We start from the raw sequence: 21,470 nt of genomic DNA on the forward strand, positions 1-21,470 counted from the left end.
GCAGTCCTTATTTTTTTGAGTTGAATAGCACAAATGTGCAAAAAACAAAAACAATAATCAAATGTTGTGATTTTTATTGACCGGCAAAAATATAAATGGTATATTGACAATAGAAAAAGCGCTTTCAGTAGATTGATAAAGGAGTGTAGTGCACATGGAAATAATTGTTGCAGACCAAATTATTATGGGATTGATTTTAAATGCGGGTGATGCTAAACAGCATATTTACCAAGCTTTATCATATGCTAAGGAGGGCGATTTTACATCTTCTGAAGACGAAATTGCGAAAGCAGATGCAGCATTGCTAGAAGCGCATAACTTGCAAACACAATTTTTAGCCCAGGAAGCAGGTGGGACAAAGACAGAGATTACAGCTTTGTTTGTGCACTCACAAGATCACTTAATGACTTCAATCACAGAGATTAACTTGATCAAAGAAATGATTGACTTACGTAAAGAACTTTCAGCGAAACAATAAGGAGGAAAAGAAGATGAAAATTGGATTGTTTTGTGCAGCAGGATTTTCAACAGGAATGTTGGTAAATAATATGAAGGTGGCGGCTAAGGAATTAGGGATTGATGCTGAAATCGATGCCTATTCTCAAGCGAAATTAGCAGATTTTGCTCCTGAAATCGATGTCGCTTTGTTGGGCCCTCAAGTAGCTTATACTTTGGATAAATCAAAAGCGATTTGTGAGGCAAACCATATTCCTATTGCTGTCATCCCTATGGCAGATTATGGGATGTTGGATGGTAAGAAAGTACTAAATCTAGCTCTAGAATTGCTAGGAGAAAAATAAGGAGGCTTCCCATGTCTAATTTTAATTCTCAGAAAATTATCGCTCCAATCATGCGGTTTGTAAACTTGAAAGGAATTATTGCTCTTAAAGATGGGATGTTAGCGATCCTTCCATTAACGGTAGTTGGTAGTTTGTTCCTGATTATTGGGCAATTACCATTTGAAGGCCTTAATCAGGCTATTGCTAGTGTATTTGGCGATACGTGGACAGAGCCATTTATGCAGGTTTATTCAGGAACATTCGCCATCATGGGCTTAATTTCGTGCTTCTCCATTGGTTATTCATATGCTAAAAACAGTGGAGTAGAACCCTTGCCAGCAGGAGTTTTGTCCCTATCTTCATACTTTATCTTGTTAAAATCTTCTTATGTACCAGCTAAGGGAGAACCAATTGGTGATGCCATTGCAAAAGTATGGTTTGGTGGTCAAGGGATTATCGGGGCTATTATTATAGGTCTGGTAGTTGGTGCGATTTATACTGTGTTTATCCAAAGACACATTGTTATTAAAATGCCAGAACAAGTACCTCAAGCCATTGCCAAACAATTTGAAGCGATGATTCCTGCTTTCGTGATTTTCTTACTATCAATGATTGTCTATATCGTATCAAAAGTAGTGACAAGTGGCGGTACTTTCATTGAAATGATCTATGATGTCATTCAGGTTCCTCTACAAGGTCTAACAGGATCACTTTACGGAGCGATTGGAATTGCCTTCTTTATTTCGTTCTTGTGGTGGTTTGGTGTGCACGGACAATCAGTTGTCAATGGTGTAGTAACAGCCTTACTACTTTCTAACCTGGATGCCAATAAATCAATGTTGGCAGCTGGGAAGCTATCCGTTGAAAATGGTGCTCACATTGTAACTCAACAATTCCTAGATAGTTTCCTTATTTTGTCTGGATCAGGTATAACCTTTGGTTTGGTTGTTGCTATGTTATTTGCTGCTAAGTCAAAACAATATAAGGCACTTGGGAAAGTTGCAGCTTTTCCTGCAATCTTCAATGTTAATGAACCCGTCGTATTTGGCTTCCCAATTGTAATGAACCCAGTGATGTTCCTTCCATTTATTATCGTTCCAATTTTAGCAGCGATAATTGTTTATACTTCAATTGCTATTGGGTTCATGCATCCATTCTCAGGTGTGACCCTTCCTTGGAGTACACCAGCCATTATTTCTGGATTTATGGTTGGAGGTTGGCAAGGTGCTTTCGTTCAAGTGCTGGTTCTCGCAACCTCGACTGTCGTATATTTCCCATTCTTCAAATTCCAAGATAATCTTGCCTATAACAACGAATTACAAGCTGAAAAATAGTGCGTTTATTAGGAGTGCACAGATGTGCGACTAGAATAGAATTTATAGGTATTATCCATAATTCATTGAAATTCGTAAAATTTAATGCTACTATAGTTACGAAAGAAAACAAAATAATTTCAAAAGAAAGGTTTTGAAAAAATGAAACAAGTAGAAGTAGCAAGTACAAGCATTAAAACAGAATATTTTGGAAGCCTCACTGAACGCATGAATAAGTATCGTGAAGATGTCTTAAACAAGAAGCCTTATATCGACGCTGAACGTGCCGTTCTTGCAACTAAGGCATATAATCGTTATAAGGAACAACCAAATGTTCTTAAACGTGCCTATATGTTGAAAGAGATTCTTGAAAATATGACAATCTATATTGAGGATGAATCCATGATTGCTGGAAACCAAGCATCCTCTAATAAAGATGCTCCGATCTTCCCAGAATATACTTTAGAGTTCGTTCTGAAGGAATTGGATCTTTTTGAAAAGCGGGATGGTGACGTCTTCTATATTACGGAAGAAACGAAAGAGCAGCTCCGTAGTATCGCACCGTTCTGGGAAAATAATAACTTACGTGCAAGAGCTGGAGCTCTTCTACCTGAAGAAGTATCTGTCTATATGGAAACAGGATTCTTCGGTATGGAAGGGAAGATGAATTCAGGAGATGCCCACTTAGCAGTCAATTATCAAAAATTATTGCAATATGGCTTGAAAGGTTTTGAAGAAAGAGCCCGCCAAGCTAAAGCAGCCCTAGATCTAACGGATCCAGCTAGCATTGATAAGTACCATTTTTACGATTCTATCTTTATCGTAGTTGATGCTGTTAAGACCTATGCTCAACGATTTGTTGAACTTGCTAAACAACTTGCTGAGACAGCAACTCCTGAACGTAAGAAGGAATTGCTTGAAATTGCAGAGATTTGCTCAAAAGTTCCATACGAGCCTGCAAGTACATTTGCAGAGGCTGTTCAGTCTGTTTGGTTTATCCAATGTATTCTTCAGATTGAATCAAATGGACACTCACTTTCATATGGCCGTTTTGACCAATATATGTATCCATACGTTAAAGCTGATTTGGAAAGTGGACGGGAAACTGAAGAGAGTATTGTTGAACGCTTGACCAACCTTTGGATTAAGACTATTACAATTAACAAAGTACGTAGTCAAGCACATACCTTCTCATCTGCAGGTAGTCCGCTTTATCAAAATGTTACGATTGGTGGTCAAACGCGTGATAAGAAAGACGCTGTTAACCCATTGTCTTATTTAGTGTTGAAGTCTGTTGCTCAAACTCACCTTCCTCAACCAAACTTAACTGTTCGTTACCATGCTGGTTTGGATGCCCGCTTCATGAACGAATGTATTGAAGTTATGAAGCTCGGATTCGGTATGCCTGCTTTCAATAATGATGAGATCATTATTCCATCCTTTATTTCAAAAGGCGTGCTTGAAGAAGATGCTTATGATTACAGTGCAATTGGTTGTGTAGAAACAGCTGTTCCAGGTAAGTGGGGATATCGCTGTACAGGTATGAGTTATATGAACTTCCCTAAAGTTTTGCTCATTACGATGAATGACGGAATCGATCCTGCTTCTGGCAAGCGCTTTGCACCAAGCTTTGGTCATTTTAAAGACATGAAGAGCTTCGATGAATTGCAAACAGCATGGGACAAGACCTTACGCCACTTAACCCGCATGAGTGTGATCGTAGAAAACTCTATCGACCTATCTCTTGAAAGAGAAGTGCCAGATATCCTCTGTTCAGCTTTGACAGATGACTGTATTGGACGTGGAAAACACCTAAAAGAAGGTGGGGCTGTCTACGATTATATTTCTGGTTTACAAGTGGGTATTGCAAACTTATCCGATTCGCTTGCAGCGATCAAGAAACTGGTATTTGAAGAAGGGCGCTTAACACCACAAGAACTATGGCATGCTCTGGAAACCGATTACGAGGGCGAACGTGGAAAAGAAATCCAAGAGATGCTTATCCATGATGCACCGAAGTATGGAAACGATGATGACTATGCAGACAGCTTAGTTCGAGAAGCATACGATATTTATGTGGATGAAATTGCTAAATATCCAAATACTCGCTATGGACGTGGGCCAATCGGTGGTATCCGTTACTCAGGTACATCTTCTATTTCAGCCAATGTAGGACAAGGTCGTGGAACATTAGCTACTCCGGACGGTCGTAATGCTGGAACTCCACTAGCAGAAGGATGCTCTCCATCCCACAATATGGACCAACATGGCCCAACATCTGTTCTAAAATCAGTTTCTAAATTGCCAACAGATGAAATAGTTGGTGGTGTTTTACTGAACCAAAAAGTAAACCCACAAACTTTAGCCAAAGAAGAAGATAAATTAAAACTTATTGCTTTACTCCGTACGTTCTTTAATCGTCTACATGGATACCATATTCAATATAATGTGGTTTCTAGAGAAACGTTATTAGATGCTCAAAAACATCCGGAAAAACACCGTGACTTAATTGTACGTGTTGCAGGCTACTCAGCTTTCTTCAATGTACTATCAAGAGCTACACAAGATGATATTATTGGACGGACAGAGCATACTCTATAGTAAAGAGGTATGTATATGGAATTTATGCTTGATACTTTAAATATAAATGAAATAAAAAAATGGGCTCGAGTGTTACCTCTTGCTGGGGTAACCTCTAACCCAACAATTGCCAAAAAAGAAGGAGAAATCGATTTCTTTAAACGGATTCATGAGGTTCGGGAGATCATTGGTGAAGCTCCTTCTATCCATGTGCAAGTTGTTGCGAAAGATTATGACGGTATTTTAAAAGATGCTGCGAAAATTCGACAAGAATGTGGCGGAAATGTTTTTATTAAAGTTCCGGTTACTCCTGAGGGGTTGGCAGCTATCAAAACATTAAAATCAGAAGGTTATAAAATTACTGCAACCGCAATTTATACTGTATTTCAAGGTCTTTTGGCTATTGAAGCAGGCGCAGATTACCTTGCTCCCTATTATAATCGAATGGAGAACTTGAATATTGATTCAGCACAGGTAATAGCACAATTGGCAGATTCAATCGAAAAAAATCAATCATCAAGCAAAATTCTAGCAGCATCCTTTAAGAATGTCGGTCAAGTCAATCGAGCATTCAAAGAAGGGGCACAAGCCATCACTGCTGGGGCTGATGTCTTTGAAGCGGCTTTTGGAATGCCGTCAATTGAAAAAGCGGTGAATGATTTTGCAAATGATTGGTCAGCTATTCATCATCAGAATATAATTTGATAAAGGAGGAGTATATGAGAAATTTTGCAAGTCCGTCACGTTACATTCAAGGGGAAAATGCCTTATTTGAAAATGCAAAACCTATTTTAGAACTGGGGAGTCATCCTGTATTACTATGCGACTCAGTAGTCTATGAAATCGTAGGAGAACGATTTGAAAAATATCTCCTTCGGTATGGATTTACAGTCTTGCCAGTCTTCTTTAATGGAGAAGCTTCTGATAACGAAATCAATCGTGTGGTTAGTTTGGCAGAAGAAAATGGCTGTGATTTGGTCATTGGACTTGGTGGAGGAAAGACCATCGATAGTGCGAAAGCTATTGCCGATCTTTTAAAATCACCAGTTGTGATTGCCCCTACCATTGCCTCTACAGATGCTCCCGTTTCCGCTTTGTCAGTTATCTACACGGATGAAGGTGCCTTTGAGCGCTATATCTTCTATTCTAAGAACCCAGAATTGGTCTTGGTGGATAGCAAAGTGATCTCTCAAGCACCAAAACGCTTGCTCGCTTCTGGTATCGCAGATGGATTAGCGACTTGGGTAGAAGCGCGTGCAGTGATGCAAGCGAATGGAAAAACCATGTTGGGTCAACGACAAACCTTAGCGGGTGTCGCCATTGCACAACGTTGTGAAGAAACCTTATTTGCTGATGGTCTCCAAGCCATGGCTGCTTGTGAAGCCAAAGTTGTAACCCCTGCTCTTGAAAACATCATTGAAGCCAATACCCTTCTTAGTGGGATTGGGTTTGAAAGTGGGGGATTAGCTGCTGCCCATGCCATCCATAATGGCTTTACGGCCCTCACCGGAGACATTCACCATTTGACTCACGGTGAAAAAGTAGCCTATGGAACCTTGGTTCAATTGTTCTTGGAAAACCGACCAAAAGAAGAATTGAACAAATACATTCGTTTCTATCAACAAATTGGCATGCCAACGACTCTGAAAGAAATGCATCTTGAAAATGCAAGCTACGAAGATCTTCTCAAGGTTGGCCAACAAGCAACCATCGAAGGAGAAACCATTCACCAAATGCCATTCAAGGTACAAGCATCTGATATTGCTCAAGCGATTGTAGCAGTAGATGCTTATGTCAAGTCCTTAGGCTAACTATAGAACGGAACTCCTTTCTAAAACAATAACTCCCATTACCATAAGGTATGGGAGTTATTGTTTTAGTTTCTTCTTTTTGGATCGGTTTGTTTAAAGATCAGGTATAAGATTCCGGCTGGCAAGAAGCAGAAGAGCCACATGGCATCTAGTCCCTTCTGTTTACTGCTAGAGTTTGTTGCTTTAGAATCGCTCACGGCCATTCCCGCCTTAATACTTGGAGATACCTGTTGCAAGCCGTTTTGGACGACCAGGCGGTTGTTTTCCAGTTTAATTGCTGGATTCGTGCCTTTTTTAACGGTTGCATAGAAGTCTTGCTTCAGTTGAATGGTCTTCCCGTCGATGGTGTGTTCCCCTGCAGAAAGGACTTTTTTATACTGGTAGTCTGCGAACATTTTCTCAGCCAAGGTATTTCCGATCTGATTGCGGTAGCTTTCGGCGATCTCGACATCGTAGTTTCCAACGCCTAGGATGACTTCGATAATCCGTTGTTTACCCCGCTTGGTAGTCGCGGTGTAGTTGTAGTCAGCAGTCGGGCTGGATCCGGTCTTGAGTCCATCTGTTCCTTTGAGGGCGAACTTTCCACCTTCGAGGGAAGTGTTGTAATTATCGTAGCTTTGCTCGTAAGGGGTTCCTTCCATGATGGTGGTGTGAGCTTGCTTGGTGTATTCCAGCATTTCTGGCAGGTCGTTTACAATGTGATAAGCCAGAATAGACATGTCTCGCGCTGTAATTTCGTTATTGGCATTGACATCGTAGCGCTGAGGATTGTAGTAGCCCTGAAGTACCGAAATCATTGCCCCATTTGGATTGTGCCATTTGGTATGGCTCATCCCCATTTCTTGTGCGTACTGATTCATTAAGTCCAAAAACTTATCGGGATCATTGTCCGTAACAGCGTTTGCGAGCATAATCACAGCTGCGCTAGAAGATGGGACAAAGAGCATCTTGATCAATTCAGATACCTTATAGTCCACACCAGCTACAATAGGTGAGTTACTTAACAAATTGTTTTCTGAAATAGCTTGATCAGCCTCTGTTGCTGTGACCACGGTATCGTATTTGATCTTACCTTCTTTGAGAGCCCGAAAGACCACATAGGCACTCATGAGCTTGGCCATGCTGCCTGAGTCCCGGACCGTGTCGATATTGTCTCCGTATAGGATGGCTCCAGTATTGGCATCGATGACGATGTCGGCCTTAGGATTGTAAAAATCATCCAATACCAGTCCAGCATCGGCTGCGATTTTCATGACATCTTCTTGCTGATAGATATCGTCCGCAAAAGCAGTAGAGATAGGACCTAATGTCAAGACTCCTACAAGGAGGGACAAGAGGCTGTGTTTTAGTCGTTTGTGTAAATGTCTCCCGTTATTCATAAATTCCATTATATCATACAGGTTAGGGATTAAAACGGAAAAAATTCTAGAAAAAGAAAAAAGAGAACAATTTCGCAGTAAAAGCGTTTACATTTTCCTGGAAAGTGCTATAATTTAAATTGAATATAACATTTTTACAATGAGGTGAATTATATGAACAAAGGAAAGGTACTCTTAGCTACCAGCGCTCTGCTTTTATCAGCTGGTGTCCTAGTAGCTTGCTCAGGTGGAAAATCTGGAAGTTCCGGTGGACAGACGTTTAGCTATGTTTATACCCAGGATCCGGATACGCTCGACTATTCGATTTCCAATAAAAAATCGACTTCCGAGTTTACAGGAAATGCGGTAGATGGATTATTGGAAGTAGACAAGTATGGGAACTTAATCCCTTCGCTTGCTAAAGACTGGACTGTTTCCAAAGACGGCTTGACCTATACTTATAAACTCCGCAAAGGGGTCAAATGGATGACTTCTGAAGGGGAAGAATATGGAGGAGAGGTTAAGGCCCAAGACTTTGTGACAGGTCTCAAGCACGCGGCGGATAAGAAATCTTCGGCCCTCTATCTCGTCCAAAAATCTGTCAAAGGCTTGGATGATTATGTCTCAGGAAAAACCAAAGACTTCTCAACGGTTGGTATCAAAGCCATTGATGATTATACCGTTCAATATACCTTGAGCCAGCCTGAAAGCTTCTGGAATTCTAAGACCACGATGGGGATCCTGATGCCGGTCAACGAAGAATTCTTGAAATCCAAGGGAGATGATTACGGTCAAGGAACCTCTCCGTCTAGTATCCTCTACTGCGGACCTTATTTGATCAAATCCATTACTTCGAAATCTTCTGCGATATTAGAAAAAAATCCAACCTACTGGGATGCGGAAAATGTCAAGATCAGTAAAGTCAAACTGACCTATTATGATGGTCAAGACTCCGAGTCTCTGATCCGTGGATTTGATAACGGTGACTATACAGTTGCCCGTGTTTTCCCAAATGGTTCCAACTATAAGAGTGTAGAGAAGAAGCATAAGGACGACATCGTCTATACTGACCAAGGTTCCTCAACCTATAACCTTTCCTTCAACATTGACCGTCAGGCCTATGAAATCACAAAGAAGACCACGGATGCTCAAAAGGCCTCTACCAAGAAAGCAATCTTGAACAAGGACTTCCGTCAAGCTATTATGTTTGCCTTCAACCGCAAGGCTTATGTAGCGCAAACTAACGGGGAAGCGGGTGCCAATAAGGTCATCCGTAATACCTTTACGCCACCAAACTTTGTCCAAATCGATGGCAAACAATTTGGTGATGCAGTAGAAAAAGACTTAGAAGCTTATGGGGATGAATGGAAAGGGGTCTCTGTCGCAGATGGAAAAGACACCCTCTACAATCCAAGCAAGGCCAAAGAAGAGTTTGCCAAAGCTAAGGCAGAATTGCAGTCTCAAGGAGTTGAATTCCCAATTCATTTAGACCTTCCAACTTCTTCGACTTATACGGAAGGAATCAAACAAGCCCAATCCTTCAAACAGTCGATTGAATCTACATTGGGAGCAGAAAATATTGTCATCGATCTGAATATGGTTTCTGAGGATGATCTTCAACGAGTGACTTACTTTGCTGAAAATGCTTCGCAACAAGATTGGGATTTGAACAATAACTTGGGTTGGGGACCAGACTATACGGACCCATCTTCTTACATCGACATCACTAGTGGTAAAACTGGCGAAAACGCCAATGCCTACTTTGGATTTGATGCTGGTACGGATAATGCGGCCGCAAAAGCAGCTGGCTTTGATGAGTACGATCAATTAATTGAGGACGCTCAAAAAGAAAACACTGATGTGAACAAGCGTTATGAAAAATATGCTGCGGCTCAGGCTTGGTTGACCGATAGCGCCCTCTTGATTCCGATTCATTCGGATGGAGCTTCTCCAGTCGTTCGTAAGACTGTACCATACTCTGCAGCCTTTGCTTGGACCGGCCACAAGGGTCAAACCTTTAACTATAAGTATTTAGAAGTTCAAGACAAGGTCGTAGCGGCGAAAGACTATGACAAAGCGCGTGAACAATGGAAGAAAGAAAAAGAAAAATCCAATAAAAAAGCGCAAGAAGAACTTGAAAAGCATGTGAAATAGACTTTTCTTAGCGAAAACAGGATGGACAGGTCCCGTATGGGACCTGTCTTTTTCTTTGTCTGAACCTTTAAAAATCGCCTAAAAATGGTATAATAGGAGCATCACGAAAATTGGAGAGACGCTATGAGTTTTTACGATCATAAAGAAATCGAGCCTAAGTGGCAAAAATACTGGGCTGACCATCATACTTTTAAGACAGGAACAGATGCTTCAAAACCTAAGTTTTATGCATTGGACATGTTCCCTTACCCATCTGGAGCGGGTCTACACGTAGGACACCCAGAAGGCTACACGGCGACAGATATCCTTAGCCGTTTCAAACGTGCGCAAGGCTACAACGTCCTTCACCCAATGGGCTGGGATGCCTTTGGTTTGCCTGCTGAGCAATACGCGATGGATACAGGGAATGACCCAGCTGAATTCACAGCAGAAAACATTGCCAACTTCAAACGTCAAATCAATGCGCTTGGATTCTCTTACGACTGGGACCGTGAAGTCAATACGACAGACCCAAACTACTATAAATGGACACAATGGATCTTCACTAAGCTTTACGAAAAAGGCTTGGCCTATGAAGCGGAAGTGCCAGTAAACTGGGTGGAAGAATTGGGAACAGCCATCGCCAACGAAGAAGTCCTTCCTGACGGAACTTCTGAGCGTGGAGGCTATCCAGTTGTCCGTAAACCAATGCGCCAATGGATGCTTAAAATCACCGCCTATGCAGAGCGCTTGCTCAATGACTTGGATGAGTTAGATTGGCCAGAGTCTATCAAGGACATGCAACGCAACTGGATCGGTAAATCAACTGGTGCCAATGTCACTTTCAAAGTAAAAGGGACTGACAAGGAATTCACCGTCTTTACAACTCGTCCAGATACTCTTTTTGGTGCGACCTTCACTGTTTTGGCGCCTGAACATGAACTAGTAGATGCCATCACGACACCTGAACAAGCTGAGGCTGTAGCGGACTACAAACACCAAGCCAGCCTTAAATCAGACTTGGCTCGTACAGACCTTGCCAAGGAAAAAACAGGGGTTTGGACTGGTGCTTATGCTATCAACCCTGTCAATGGCAAAGAAATTCCAATCTGGATTGCCGACTATGTTCTTGCTAGCTACGGTACAGGTGCTGTTATGGCCGTACCTGCCCATGATGAGCGTGACTGGGAATTTGCTAAACAGTTTGGTCTTCCAATCGTAGAAGTACTTGAAGGTGGGAACGTTGAAGAGGCTGCCTACACAGAAGATGGCCTTCACGTCAACTCTGACTTCTTGAACGGTCTCAACAAAGAAGAAGCTATTGCTAAAATCGTGTCTTGGCTAGAAGAAAAAGGCTTTGGTCAAGAAAAGGTTACCTATCGTCTCCGCGACTGGCTCTTTAGCCGTCAACGTTACTGGGGTGAACCAATCCCAATCATTCATTGGGAAGATGGAACTTCGACAGCTGTTCCAGAAAGTGAACTTCCACTTGTCTTGCCAGTGACCAAGGACATCCGCCCTTCAGGTACTGGGGAAAGCCCATTGGCCAACTTGACAGACTGGCTGGAAGTGACTCGTGAAGATGGCGTCAAAGGTCGTCGCGAGACGAATACGATGCCACAATGGGCCGGTTCAAGCTGGTACTACCTCCGCTATATCGATCCACACAACACTGAGAAATTGGCTGACGAGGATCTCCTCAAACAATGGTTGCCAGTCGATATTTATGTGGGTGGTGCAGAACACGCCGTGCTCCACCTGCTTTACGCTCGTTTCTGGCACAAGTTCCTTTATGACCTTGGTGTCGTACCGACTAAAGAGCCATTCCAAAAACTCTTTAACCAAGGAATGATCTTGGGAACCAGCTACCGTGACCACCGTGGCGCTCTTGTGGCAACTGACAAGGTTGAAAAACGTGACGGTTCCTTCTTCCATGTGGAAACAGGAGAAGAATTGGAGCAAGCACCAGCTAAGATGTCTAAATCCCTCAAGAACGTGGTGAACCCAGACGATGTGGTGGAACAATACGGTGCGGATACCCTTCGTGTTTATGAAATGTTCATGGGACCACTCGATGCTTCTATCGCTTGGTCTGAAGAAGGTCTGGAAGGAAGCCGTAAATTCCTTGACCGTGTTTACCGTTTGATTACAAGTAAAGAAATTGTTGCGGATAACAATGGTGCTCTTGACAAGGTTTACAACGAAACGGTTAAAGCTGTCACAGAGCAAATCGAGTCAATGAAATTCAACACAGCCATTGCTCAACTCATGGTCTTTGTCAATGCGGCGAACAAGGAAGACAAACTCTATGTGGATTATGCCAAAGGCTTTATCCAATTGATCGCTCCATTTGCGCCTCACTTGGCAGAAGAACTCTGGCAAACAGTCGCAGCAACAGGCGAGTCTATCTCTTATGTGGCTTGGCCAACATGGGACGAAAGCAAATTGGTTGAAGACGAAATCGAAATCGTTGTCCAAATCAAAGGTAAAGTCCGTGCTAAACTCATGGTTGCGAAAGACCTGTCACGCGAAGAATTGCAAGAAGTCGCTCTAGCTGACGAAAAAGTCAAGGCAGAGATTGATGGCAAGGAAGTCGTAAAAGTGATTAGTGTACCTAATAAGCTTGTAAATATTGTTGTGAAATAATAAATGAATCCTTCAGAGCTAAGCTCTGGAGGATTTTTGACTCTTCTTGACAAGAAAACGATATTTTGTTAATATCATTAACAAAAAGAAGGAAACTATGAATAAGAAAGAACTGCATAAGTTTAATAATCGTTTTAACAGCTTTGTTTTAGCCTTTGAACGGTTGAAAAAGGATCAGCACAGGAATAGTATTGATAAATCAATCACTATTAATGAAGTCCATTTGATTGATCTAATAGGTCGGAATCAGCCTGTGAATCTAGTGAAATTATCTGAGTTACTTGAAGTATCAAGGAGCGCTATTACTCAGAGTGTTAGACGTTTAACCAAGAAAGACCTCGTTGCTTTTGAATTTGCACAGGATAATGAAAAAAATAAATATCTGATATTATCCAAAAAAGGGGTTGAAGTTTTTAACATCCATAAAGAGCAGCAAGAACATATTGAAAAAGCCATTTTTTCAGTTTTAAGAAACTATAGTGATGAGGACCTTCAAATGGTTATGAAACTGATGGATGATGTTGAACAGGTATGGCGAGAATTACCGTGGTAAAAATCACGGTAATTTTAAAACTACATTGTTAATCACATTAACAAAAAAAGAGGAAGATATGAATATACAAATTGAACTTATCTCAGAGTCTGAGTTAGCAGACGAATCTTTTAATATTGTCATCAATGGCTTAAAACCAAGAGAAACATATCGAGTCGAGATGTACCTAACTGATTATTATTGTATCAATGCTCCCATGCTTTTAGCTCATGATGTTTTATGGAGATCAATAGGGACTTTTGTATCAGATAAGTATGGTATTATTGATATTTCACAAACTCCATCTTGTTCTGGCTCTTATGAAGGCATTTCAACAATGGGACTATTTTTTAATGCTAAGCCCTTGACCAATGAGAGAAAGAAACTTCCAAACTCTCTTTCTGAAATTCCCTTATTAGATCATTTTTTTGTGGATATCAAAATTATGCAAGAAAATACTATCATTGCAGAGAGAACTTTCACAAGACATTACATGAGTTCGCAAATTAGTCATCAAGATATTTACGGGAAATATTTTCAAGGGAGACTCTTCTATGATAAAAAGGCAATAAAAACACCAGCATTGATTATTGTGAGCGGTAGTGAAGGACGGATTGAAAAGGCACAGAATATAGCTCAGCTTTTATCTTCTAGAGGTTATATTTGCCTAGCAGTTGCCTACTTTGGTTTAGAGGGGTTACCAAAACATTTGGAACGTATTCCTTTAGAGTGCCTTGTGGAAGCAAAGGATTATCTACGTCAGCATCCCCAAGTAGATAGTGAAAAAATTGGAATCTATGGACGGTCTAAGGGAGCAGAATTCGTTTTAGCTGAGGAGAGCCTTTTTAATGACGTTCAATGTTTGGTACTAAATTCACCCTCTGATGTGGTATATGAAGGGATAAAAGGGAAATGGAACTCTCATACTTCTTCTTGGACGCATTTGCAAAAGGAACTTCCCTATCAAAAGTTTCGACTTGGAGATTATCTATTCAGTAAATTTTTTAGAAAAACCTTCCCCAAAGATTGCTCTGCTAGGATAGATATTGGTCAAATGCATTCACCAATCTTATTGCTCGGAAGTACTGTTGATGAAATATGGGATGCCTCGTCAGCGATTGATGATATTGTCTCACATTATAAAGGCCACTACATTACCTTTAAAAAATATCATGAAACAGGTCACATGTTGACAGTGGCTTATCAACCAAATCATCGTTATCGAAAAGATTGGCGTTTATTGATGAAAGAGAGTAAGGATTCTTGGTTGGCTACGATTCATTTTTTTGATAGGCATTTGAAGAAGTAATAAAATAGATTATAAATATGCTATAATAGTTCCAACTAAGATAAAAACACAGTTCTGGTTGGTAGTCCAGACGTAGGCAAGCCTATCAGTAACCTTCCTCCTTGGTTGTCCATTCTTAGGGATAGATTTAAGGAGGTGCTGTCGTGGAAACAATTTCAATTGGATTGACAGTTTATTTTGAAGATGGATTTTGGCATGGTTTGTTCGAACAAGTGTATCGAGAAACTTATCAAGTTTGTCGTGTGACATTTGGTCAGGAGCCAAAAGATGATGAAATTCTAGAGATCTTACAGACTCAGTTTACTCAATTATCTTTTAGTCCAGAAGCTATAGTTAAGCAACATGTAAAAATCAAGAATCCTAAACGATTACAGCGAATGGTGAAGAAACAAGTAAATCAGAAAGTTTCTTCCAAGTCGAAAGAACTATTGCAGTTGCAGTATGAGGAAAGGAAAAAGATTTCAAAACATCAATCTAGTGTCCAAAAACAATTGCTAAAACAAGAGAAATTCGAACGCAAACAGCAAAAACGAAGAGAGAAGCATAAAGGATATTAACCCTTATCTCTTTCATCAAAAAAGCCTCGGTAGGAAGAACCCTACCGAGGCTTTTTAACATGTTGAAAACGATTGTTGAATATCTGGATGATTTTCCCAATCAGCTCGATTGTAGCTTCCTGTAATGGTGTGCTCTTCAGAAAAGAGCAGAACCCGTTCCACAATCGGAGCGATTTGCTCGAAATGGTGGGAGGAAATCACAATCGTTTTTCCTGCTGTTTTGAGTTCTTGGAGCAAGGCGACAATCAGCTTCTGGTATTTTGGTGAGAGACCGTTAAAGGGCTCGTCAAATAGCAAGAGACTAGGATTCATGGTGAGGACACTAGCGATAGCGACTAGCTTCTTTTCCCCTCCGGAAAGATGGTAGGGAATACGATCTCTCAGGTGCTCAATCTCTAAAAGAGTGAGTGTATCATTGACGCGTTGTTCGATTTCAACTGCCGATAAGCCGAGTTGACGTGGGCCAAAAGCCAGTTCATCATAGACGCTTGTATTGAACAATTGGGTATCGCTGTTTTGAAAAATGAGTCCAACCTGCTGGAAGAGTTGCCCAGCACGATGGGGATCTTTCAAGAAGTCTTTGTCAATGGTCCAATCCTTGAAGTGGTACTGACCAGAAGACAGGGGCAAGAGCCCAACCAGAATTTTAAAGAGGGTCGATTTTCCAGCTCCGTTTGGGCCCATCAAGCCCACGGTTTCCCCTTGCTTGATCTGTAGTTGAATATCGTGGATTCCAATCTCATCTGTGTAGTGGTAATTTCCATCCTGAATGGTAATCATAGTGCTTCCTTTCTAGCCAAGTAAGGTCGTGAAGGTCGTGAGAACCGCCAATTCCAATAGGAAAAAGACGTCTTCCTTCTTCCAGTGGAAGGCTTCTTTGCGCTTTGTATCCATACCGTAGCCTCTCAGCAACATTGCCTCGTAGACCTCTTTGGTATGGTTCTTCGTTGATAGATACAGGAGACCCAGAAGAGAGCCAAAGAGATGGAGGTTCACTTTTTGACCAACGGTCCGGAGTTGGACGCACTCAATTTGTTGGTGAAGGTGTTTTCCCAAAATATAACTATATTTCAGCGTAATATCAATGGTCTGGACAAAGGTCTTGGGGACATGTAGCTGCCTTAGGGCCTCAACCAGTTGGATGCTTGTGGTAGTGGCTAAAAAGAGAGAAATATTGAGGACAATCATCCCTGCACGTAGCAAAAAGAGTCCTCCATTTTGAAATCCTTGAAATAAGATGCTAGGCAATATCACAATTGTGGAAATCAACAGCACCTTGAACAGGACCTTAAAGAGGTGGAGTAGGACCTCTCCAGGAAGCATGGCAATGTGCATTAACAAAAGGATGCCGATCAACCACAGTTGGATGGGATGGTGGGCAGTCGTAATGAGAATGGCTAAAATTAAAAAGGAAACGAGCCGCATCCAAGACGAAGTTTTGGCCTTGAATGCGGGCGTCGTTTGTTTCATTTTGCCAAGAAAGTGGCGCAATGTTTGAAGATTCATTTGTAAATAGTGATGGCTTTTTGAAGCTTCTAGAGTCGCTTGCTCTTGATGAAGCCAGTCAGGGAGTTTACGCATGAGAAGTCTTTTCTCCGTTCATTGATCGAATGATTTTACTGATGATATAGAAAATGAGAACAGCTGTAATGGCTGATAGGATATAGCCAATCGCAATTTTTGTTCCAGGAATGGTGTAATCACTGAACAAGGCTTCAAAAGAGAATCCATTTTTGATCCCTGTTGGGACTTTGCCATGAAGCAGGCTACCCAATTCTTCAGTAGACCATTCACCAAAAGCTGTCCCATCTGCGAGGAGTCCAAGTGGGCTGAGGACGATCAAAGCAAGGAGTACCCAGCGAATTTTTTTAACAAATGAAGTTGTATTGACTGTACTTGGTGTGTACAACTCTGCAGGAGCAACTTGTTTTACAAAACGGTAAATCACAACGGTGAAGAAGGCTTCGACCCAACCTGCGACAAGGAGGTGAGCACCCAACATAGCAGGCACCGTGATACTCAATCCATAAGGATTATAGAGTGGCTGACCAGCTTCTGACGCGATGAGGGGTTGCAAGCCCAATTCAACACCAGCTAAGAAGGCAGCAGCATTGATCGAAAGAAAAGAACCGATAATAACGCCAAGCGTTTCCTGATGGTGCTTGCGGAACAAGTTATAAATAGCATAGCCAACAAAAGGCATCACAATGGCCATGTTGAAAATATTGGCCCCAAGAGCGAGAATCCCTCCGTCACCAAATAAGAAGGCCTGTAGGAGTAAGGCAACTGTCAGCGCTAGAGAGGCCGCATAGGGACCTATGAGAATGGCAAGAAGGGTCCCTCCGACAGCGTGAGCGGTCGTTCCACCAGGAACAGGAACATTAAACATCATCAATAAGAAGGACAAAGAAGCAGCAATCCCAAGCATCGGCGCTAGCTCTTTATTTTCTTTTAATTGGACCTTGACTTTTTTGATGGACAAGACAATAACAGGCGCAGCAGCAACCGCTAAAACTGCACAACTTGCAGGACTAAGGTAATTATCTGGTATATGCATAACAAATTCTCCATTAGTATGATTTAATTTCGTTAACAGATTACCACATTATAAAATCAGGTGTCGTTGCAAAACGAGTCCAACATTTGTTACACTTGCTAGAAAGAGGGAGAAAAAACTAGTTTGAAGGGCTAGAAAGGCTTTTTAAGGTGAATTTAGATAAAATTATTGGTTCCATATCGAAATAGTTGACAGATGTAACGAACAGTGATACAATGACTGTGATATTTCGATATAGAAATAAAAAGGAGACAAAATGGACAAGATGCAAGGGGGCTACCAAGCTTTACAAATACGCTTGTTAAATGGGCGTATCTTTCAAAAACTCTTGAGCAAGGAACCAGATGCCCAATACCGAAGTGAACAGGGGAAAATTTTAACGATTTTGTGGAAGCAAGAGTTGGGGTGCGCTACTGTGACCGATATCGCTCTTGCGACGGGTCTAGCTAATAATACCTTGACCAGCATGGTTAAGAAATTGGAAGAACAAGGCTTGGTTACGATTCAACCTTGTACGCAGGATAAAAGGAAAAAATATATTTCTTTGACAGACCTTGGTTGGGCGCAAAAAGAAATCGGTGACCGTGTCAGCAAAGAACTTGGAGAGATTTTTTACCAAGGCTTTTCGGATCAAGAAATCCGAGAATTTGAAGCCTATCAAGAGCGTATTATCACAAATCTAAAAGCTAAAGAGAGTGAACTGTAGTAGAGGGGAAAATGCTTATGATTGGAATAACAGGTGTAACAGGGAAATTAGGTTCTTATGTGGCTAATCTTGTCGATAAGAAAGGAATGGTTTCCGTACACTTAGCAAGAAGTCCAGAGCGGGCAACAGTCTACGCGTCAGCGGAAATTCGTAAGATGGTGTATGCCAATACTCCAGAGGTAGTTGAGGCCTTAAAGGGTATCGATGTCTTATTGATGGTCTCTGCTCGGGAAAATCCAGAGCGTGTTGAGGAACACACGAGTTTTTTAGATGCCGCAAAGCTTGCGGGGGTGCAGCATATCGTCTATACCTCCTTTTACGGAGCGGATGAAAAAGCAACATTTACCTTGTCTCGAGATCATGCCCAGACGGAAGCCTATATCAAGGAGTTAGGGTTCACCTACACTTTTTTGAGAGATAATTTTTACTTGGACTTCTTGATAGATATTGCTCTTGAAAATGGAGAAATTCGTGGTCCAGCAGGAAGTGGGAAGGTTTCAGCAGTTGCCCGTAAGGACACATCTAGTGTTGCAGCGGAGATTCTCTCACATGCTAAGAAATGGGAAAATCAAACCTTGAATCTAACAGGACCAGAGGAACTTTCCATGGAAGAGATCGTAGCGCTGCTCTCAAAAGAGACCGGTAAGACCATCACGTATGTAGATGAATCAGTAGAAGAAGCTTATGAGTCACGGAAAAAATGGCCAGCACAAAACTGGGAGTACGATGCTTGGGTCAGTACCTATACAGCGATTAAAGCTGGGGAACAAGCCGGAGTTTTAAAAGATGTCGAAAAGGTATTAGGACGTCCAGCTATGAGTTTAATAGATGTTTTGAAAGAAAGACAGTTAGTTGCTTGAGGATGATTTATGATTGAATACAAACATGTAGCCTTGCGCTACACGGATAAAAACATTTTAAAAGATGTTAATCTCCGCATTGAAAATGGAGAATTTATGGTGTTAGTGGGTCCTTCAGGATCTGGAAAGACCACCATGCTCAAGATGGTCAATCGTCTCTTGGAGCCGACAGATGGCAATATCTATATGGATGGGAAACGTATCAAGGACTATGATGAGCGGGAGCTACGTCTCAGTACCGGCTATGTCCTTCAAGCCATTGCCCTCTTTCCTAACTTGACCGTTGCGGAAAATATTGCTCTCATTCCTGAAATGAAGGGATGGAGCAAGGAACAAATCACTTCTAAGACAGAAGAACTCTTGGATAAGGTGGGGCTTCCTGCGGCAGAGTATGCAAATCGCATGCCTAGTGAATTATCAGGTGGAGAGCAACAGCGAATTGGCATTGTGCGGGCCATCATTGGAGAGCCGAAAATCTTACTCATGGACGAACCTTTTTCGGCCTTGGATGCCATCTCCCGTAAGCAGTTGCAGACTCTTACCAAAGAATTGCACAAAGAATTCGGTATGACCACTATCTTTGTGACGCATGATACGGACGAGGCCTTAAAATTAGGCGACCGGATTGCAGTACTGCAAGAAGGAGAGATTGTACAGGTAGCGGATTCTGAGACCATTCTTGCCCAGCCAGCCAACGACTTTGTCGCAGATCTATTTGGAGGTGCTCACCATGTCTAAACTACTTGCAACCTTTCAAGAACGCTTTGGGGACTGGCTCGCTGCACTGGGACAACATTTGCAACTGTCATTACTGACCTTGCTCCTTGCGATTTTTCTGGCTGTTCCTCTAGCTATTTATTTGAGTATCCACAAAAGAACAAGCAACTGGGTTTTACAGCTAGCTGGGATCTTCCAGACCATTCCTTCCATGGCTCTTTTGGGCCTCTTTATTCCTATTATGGGGATTGGGACGCTTCCGGCCTTAACAGCTCTTGTCATCTATGCCATTTTCCCCATCCTTCAAAATACCATCACCGGTTTACAGGGAATTGATCCAAGTTTGGAAGAAGCTGGGATCGCCTTTGGGATGACCAAGTGGGAGCGACTCAAGAAGTTCGAGATTCCCTTGGCCATGCCCGTCATTATGTCTGGGATTCGCACGGCAGCCGTGATGATTATTGGGACAGCTACCCTAGCTGCCTTGATTGGAGCTGGGGGACTCGGTTCCTTTATCCTCCTAGGGATTGACCGCAATAATGCCAGTCTGATTTTGATCGGTGCCCTATCTTCTGCCTTCTTAGCCATCGCATTTAACCTTCTTCTCAAATGGATGGAGAAGGCCAAATTGCGGACCATCTTTGCAGCCTTTGCTGTGATGGTTATTGGATTAGGAGCTTCTTATACGCCAAGTCTTCTTCTCAAACCGAAAAAAGAAAATCTGGTCATTGCTGGGAAGTTGGGTCCTGAACCTGAAATTCTCGCCAATATGTATAAGATCTTGATCGAGAAAAATACGGATATGACAGTGACTGTCAAACCGAATTTTGGCAAGACCACCTTCCTTTATGAAGCCCTGAAAAAAGGGGATATCGCTATCTATCCAGAGTTTACAGGGACCGTGACCGAAAGTCTCCTCAAGCCAGCACCACAAGTCAGTCATGATCCAGAAGCAGTCTACAAAGCTGCTCGAGATGGGATCAAGCGACAAGACGACCTAGCCTTGCTCAAACCTATGGCTTATCAAAATACCTATGCTGTTGCAGTGCCTAAGAAGATTGCCCAAGAGTATGGACTCAAGACTATTTCAGATTTGAAAAAGGTGGAAGGACAACTCAAGGCAGGCTTTACCTTGGAGTTTAACGACCGAGAAGACGGAAACAAGGGCTTGCAGAAGGTCTATGGTCTCAACTTACAAGTCTCCACTATGGAGCCAGCCCTTCGCTACCAGGCGATCCAGTCTGGGGATATTCAAATAACGGATGCCTACTCAACAGATGCTGAACTGGCTCGCTATGACCTGGTGGTCCTTGAAGATGACAAGCAACTTTTTCCACCTTATCAAGGGGCGCCCCTCATGAAAGAAGCTCTTCTTAAGAAACATCCCGAATTGGAAGGTGTGCTTAATAAGCTAGCTGGTAAAATCACTGAAAGCCAGATGAGCCAGATGAACTACCAAGTGGGAGTAGAAGGAAAACCTGCTGCCCAAGTAGCGCGTGACTTTTTAGTAAAAGAAGGGCTTATCAAGAACTAACAAAAAATTCTCAAGTCTTCGCACTTGAGGATTTTTTGATAGAAAGCAATTTTAAATGCTTTTGGGGTAGAGGGAAAG

The 21,470-nt window shown here is 42.0% G+C and carries 19 protein-coding genes; 15 read left to right on the top strand and 4 right to left on the bottom strand.

Annotation, left to right across the window (positions count from 1 at the left end):
* The first annotated feature begins 154 nt into the window (after nt 1–154).
* From ACESR9_RS03925 to ACESR9_RS03950, 6 genes are all read left to right on the top strand, one after another.
* Complete coding sequence (locus tag ACESR9_RS03925; protein WP_049486455.1) at nt 155–478, top strand: PTS lactose/cellobiose transporter subunit IIA; 324 nt, start codon at nt 155–157, stop codon at nt 476–478.
* Between the two features lie 13 nt (nt 479–491).
* Entirely contained in the window at nt 492–800 is a 309-nt protein-coding gene (locus ACESR9_RS03930) for a PTS sugar transporter subunit IIB (protein WP_013904534.1), read from the top strand.
* An 11-nt stretch (nt 801–811) separates the two neighbouring features.
* Nucleotides 812–2,113, top strand: a complete 1,302-nt coding sequence (locus ACESR9_RS03935; RefSeq protein WP_049486454.1) for a PTS sugar transporter subunit IIC — start codon at nt 812–814, stop codon at nt 2,111–2,113.
* A 141-nt stretch (nt 2,114–2,254) separates the two neighbouring features.
* On the top strand, nt 2,255–4,693 hold the full coding sequence (locus ACESR9_RS03940; protein ID WP_373105666.1) for a glycyl radical protein: 2,439 nt from the start codon (nt 2,255–2,257) through the stop codon (nt 4,691–4,693).
* 15 nt (nt 4,694–4,708) lie between these two features.
* The gene (locus ACESR9_RS03945; RefSeq protein ID WP_049486453.1) at nt 4,709–5,377 is read left to right on the top strand and encodes a fructose-6-phosphate aldolase; all 669 of its coding nucleotides are present in this window, start codon (nt 4,709–4,711) and stop codon (nt 5,375–5,377) included.
* A gap of 14 nt (nt 5,378–5,391) precedes the next feature.
* On the top strand, nt 5,392–6,483 hold the full coding sequence (locus ACESR9_RS03950) for a glycerol dehydrogenase (RefSeq protein WP_373105668.1): 1,092 nt from the start codon (nt 5,392–5,394) through the stop codon (nt 6,481–6,483).
* Nucleotides 6,484–6,548: 65 nt separating this feature from the next.
* Here the strand turns inward: ACESR9_RS03950 and ACESR9_RS03955 are convergent, their stop codons facing one another.
* Complete coding sequence (locus ACESR9_RS03955) at nt 6,549–7,871, bottom strand: DUF1958 domain-containing protein (protein ID WP_373105670.1); 1,323 nt, start codon at nt 7,869–7,871, stop codon at nt 6,549–6,551.
* 144 nt (nt 7,872–8,015) lie between these two features.
* Between ACESR9_RS03955 and ACESR9_RS03960 the strand changes: the two genes are divergently transcribed.
* The 5 genes from ACESR9_RS03960 to ACESR9_RS03980 all read left to right on the top strand — a co-directional run bounded on the left by ACESR9_RS03960 (nt 8,016) and on the right by ACESR9_RS03980 (nt 15,018).
* Complete coding sequence (locus ACESR9_RS03960) at nt 8,016–9,995, top strand: peptide ABC transporter substrate-binding protein (RefSeq protein WP_373105671.1); 1,980 nt, start codon at nt 8,016–8,018, stop codon at nt 9,993–9,995.
* Nucleotides 9,996–10,118: 123 nt separating this feature from the next.
* Nucleotides 10,119–12,620, top strand: a complete 2,502-nt coding sequence (gene leuS, locus ACESR9_RS03965) for a leucine--tRNA ligase (protein WP_373105673.1) — start codon at nt 10,119–10,121, stop codon at nt 12,618–12,620.
* A gap of 97 nt (nt 12,621–12,717) precedes the next feature.
* Nucleotides 12,718–13,173 (top strand): MarR family winged helix-turn-helix transcriptional regulator, encoded by a 456-nt coding sequence (locus ACESR9_RS03970; RefSeq protein WP_070594755.1) that lies wholly within the window; start codon nt 12,718–12,720, stop codon nt 13,171–13,173.
* Between the two features lie 58 nt (nt 13,174–13,231).
* Complete coding sequence (locus ACESR9_RS03975; protein WP_049491037.1) at nt 13,232–14,461, top strand: acyl-CoA thioesterase/bile acid-CoA:amino acid N-acyltransferase family protein; 1,230 nt, start codon at nt 13,232–13,234, stop codon at nt 14,459–14,461.
* Nucleotides 14,462–14,604: 143 nt separating this feature from the next.
* Nucleotides 14,605–15,018: a YjdF family protein gene (locus ACESR9_RS03980; protein WP_049491036.1), complete on the top strand. Its 414-nt coding sequence runs from the start codon at nt 14,605–14,607 to the stop codon at nt 15,016–15,018.
* A 54-nt stretch (nt 15,019–15,072) separates the two neighbouring features.
* Here ACESR9_RS03980 and ACESR9_RS03985 read toward each other — a convergent pair whose 3' ends face one another.
* Genes ACESR9_RS03985 through cbiM form a run of 3 tightly spaced genes read right to left on the bottom strand, consistent with a single transcriptional unit; the run spans nt 15,073 to nt 17,575 of the window.
* Nucleotides 15,073–15,798, bottom strand: coding sequence for an energy-coupling factor ABC transporter ATP-binding protein (locus tag ACESR9_RS03985; protein WP_070594757.1), 726 nt, complete (start codon nt 15,796–15,798; stop codon nt 15,073–15,075).
* 12 nt (nt 15,799–15,810) lie between these two features.
* Nucleotides 15,811–16,599: an energy-coupling factor transporter transmembrane component T gene (locus ACESR9_RS03990; protein WP_049522963.1), complete on the bottom strand. Its 789-nt coding sequence runs from the start codon at nt 16,597–16,599 to the stop codon at nt 15,811–15,813.
* Nucleotides 16,592–17,575 carry a cobalt transporter CbiM gene (cbiM, locus tag ACESR9_RS03995; protein WP_070505343.1) on the bottom strand — a complete coding sequence of 328 codons (984 nt, stop codon included), beginning with the start codon at nt 17,573–17,575 and terminating at the stop codon, nt 16,592–16,594. Before cbiM ends, ACESR9_RS03990 begins: the two co-directional genes overlap by 8 nt.
* 256 nt (nt 17,576–17,831) lie before the next feature.
* Here cbiM and ACESR9_RS04000 point away from each other — a divergent pair, with 256 nt between their 5' ends.
* From ACESR9_RS04000 to ACESR9_RS04015, 4 genes are read left to right on the top strand one after another with little or no spacing between them, the layout of a single operon-like run.
* Complete coding sequence (locus ACESR9_RS04000) at nt 17,832–18,281, top strand: MarR family winged helix-turn-helix transcriptional regulator (RefSeq protein WP_302692280.1); 450 nt, start codon at nt 17,832–17,834, stop codon at nt 18,279–18,281.
* 17 nt (nt 18,282–18,298) lie between these two features.
* The gene (locus tag ACESR9_RS04005; RefSeq protein ID WP_373105675.1) at nt 18,299–19,141 is read left to right on the top strand and encodes an SDR family oxidoreductase; all 843 of its coding nucleotides are present in this window, start codon (nt 18,299–18,301) and stop codon (nt 19,139–19,141) included.
* Between the two features lie 9 nt (nt 19,142–19,150).
* Complete coding sequence (locus tag ACESR9_RS04010) at nt 19,151–19,879, top strand: ABC transporter ATP-binding protein (protein ID WP_373105677.1); 729 nt, start codon at nt 19,151–19,153, stop codon at nt 19,877–19,879.
* The gene (locus ACESR9_RS04015) at nt 19,872–21,392 is read left to right on the top strand and encodes an ABC transporter permease/substrate-binding protein (protein ID WP_373105679.1); all 1,521 of its coding nucleotides are present in this window, start codon (nt 19,872–19,874) and stop codon (nt 21,390–21,392) included. Before ACESR9_RS04010 ends, ACESR9_RS04015 begins: the two co-directional genes overlap by 8 nt.
* Nucleotides 21,393–21,470: the final 78 nt, after the last annotated feature.

This window comes from Streptococcus parasanguinis, from assembly GCF_964238605.1.
GTDB classification, from domain to species: domain Bacteria; phylum Bacillota; class Bacilli; order Lactobacillales; family Streptococcaceae; genus Streptococcus; species Streptococcus parasanguinis_AJ.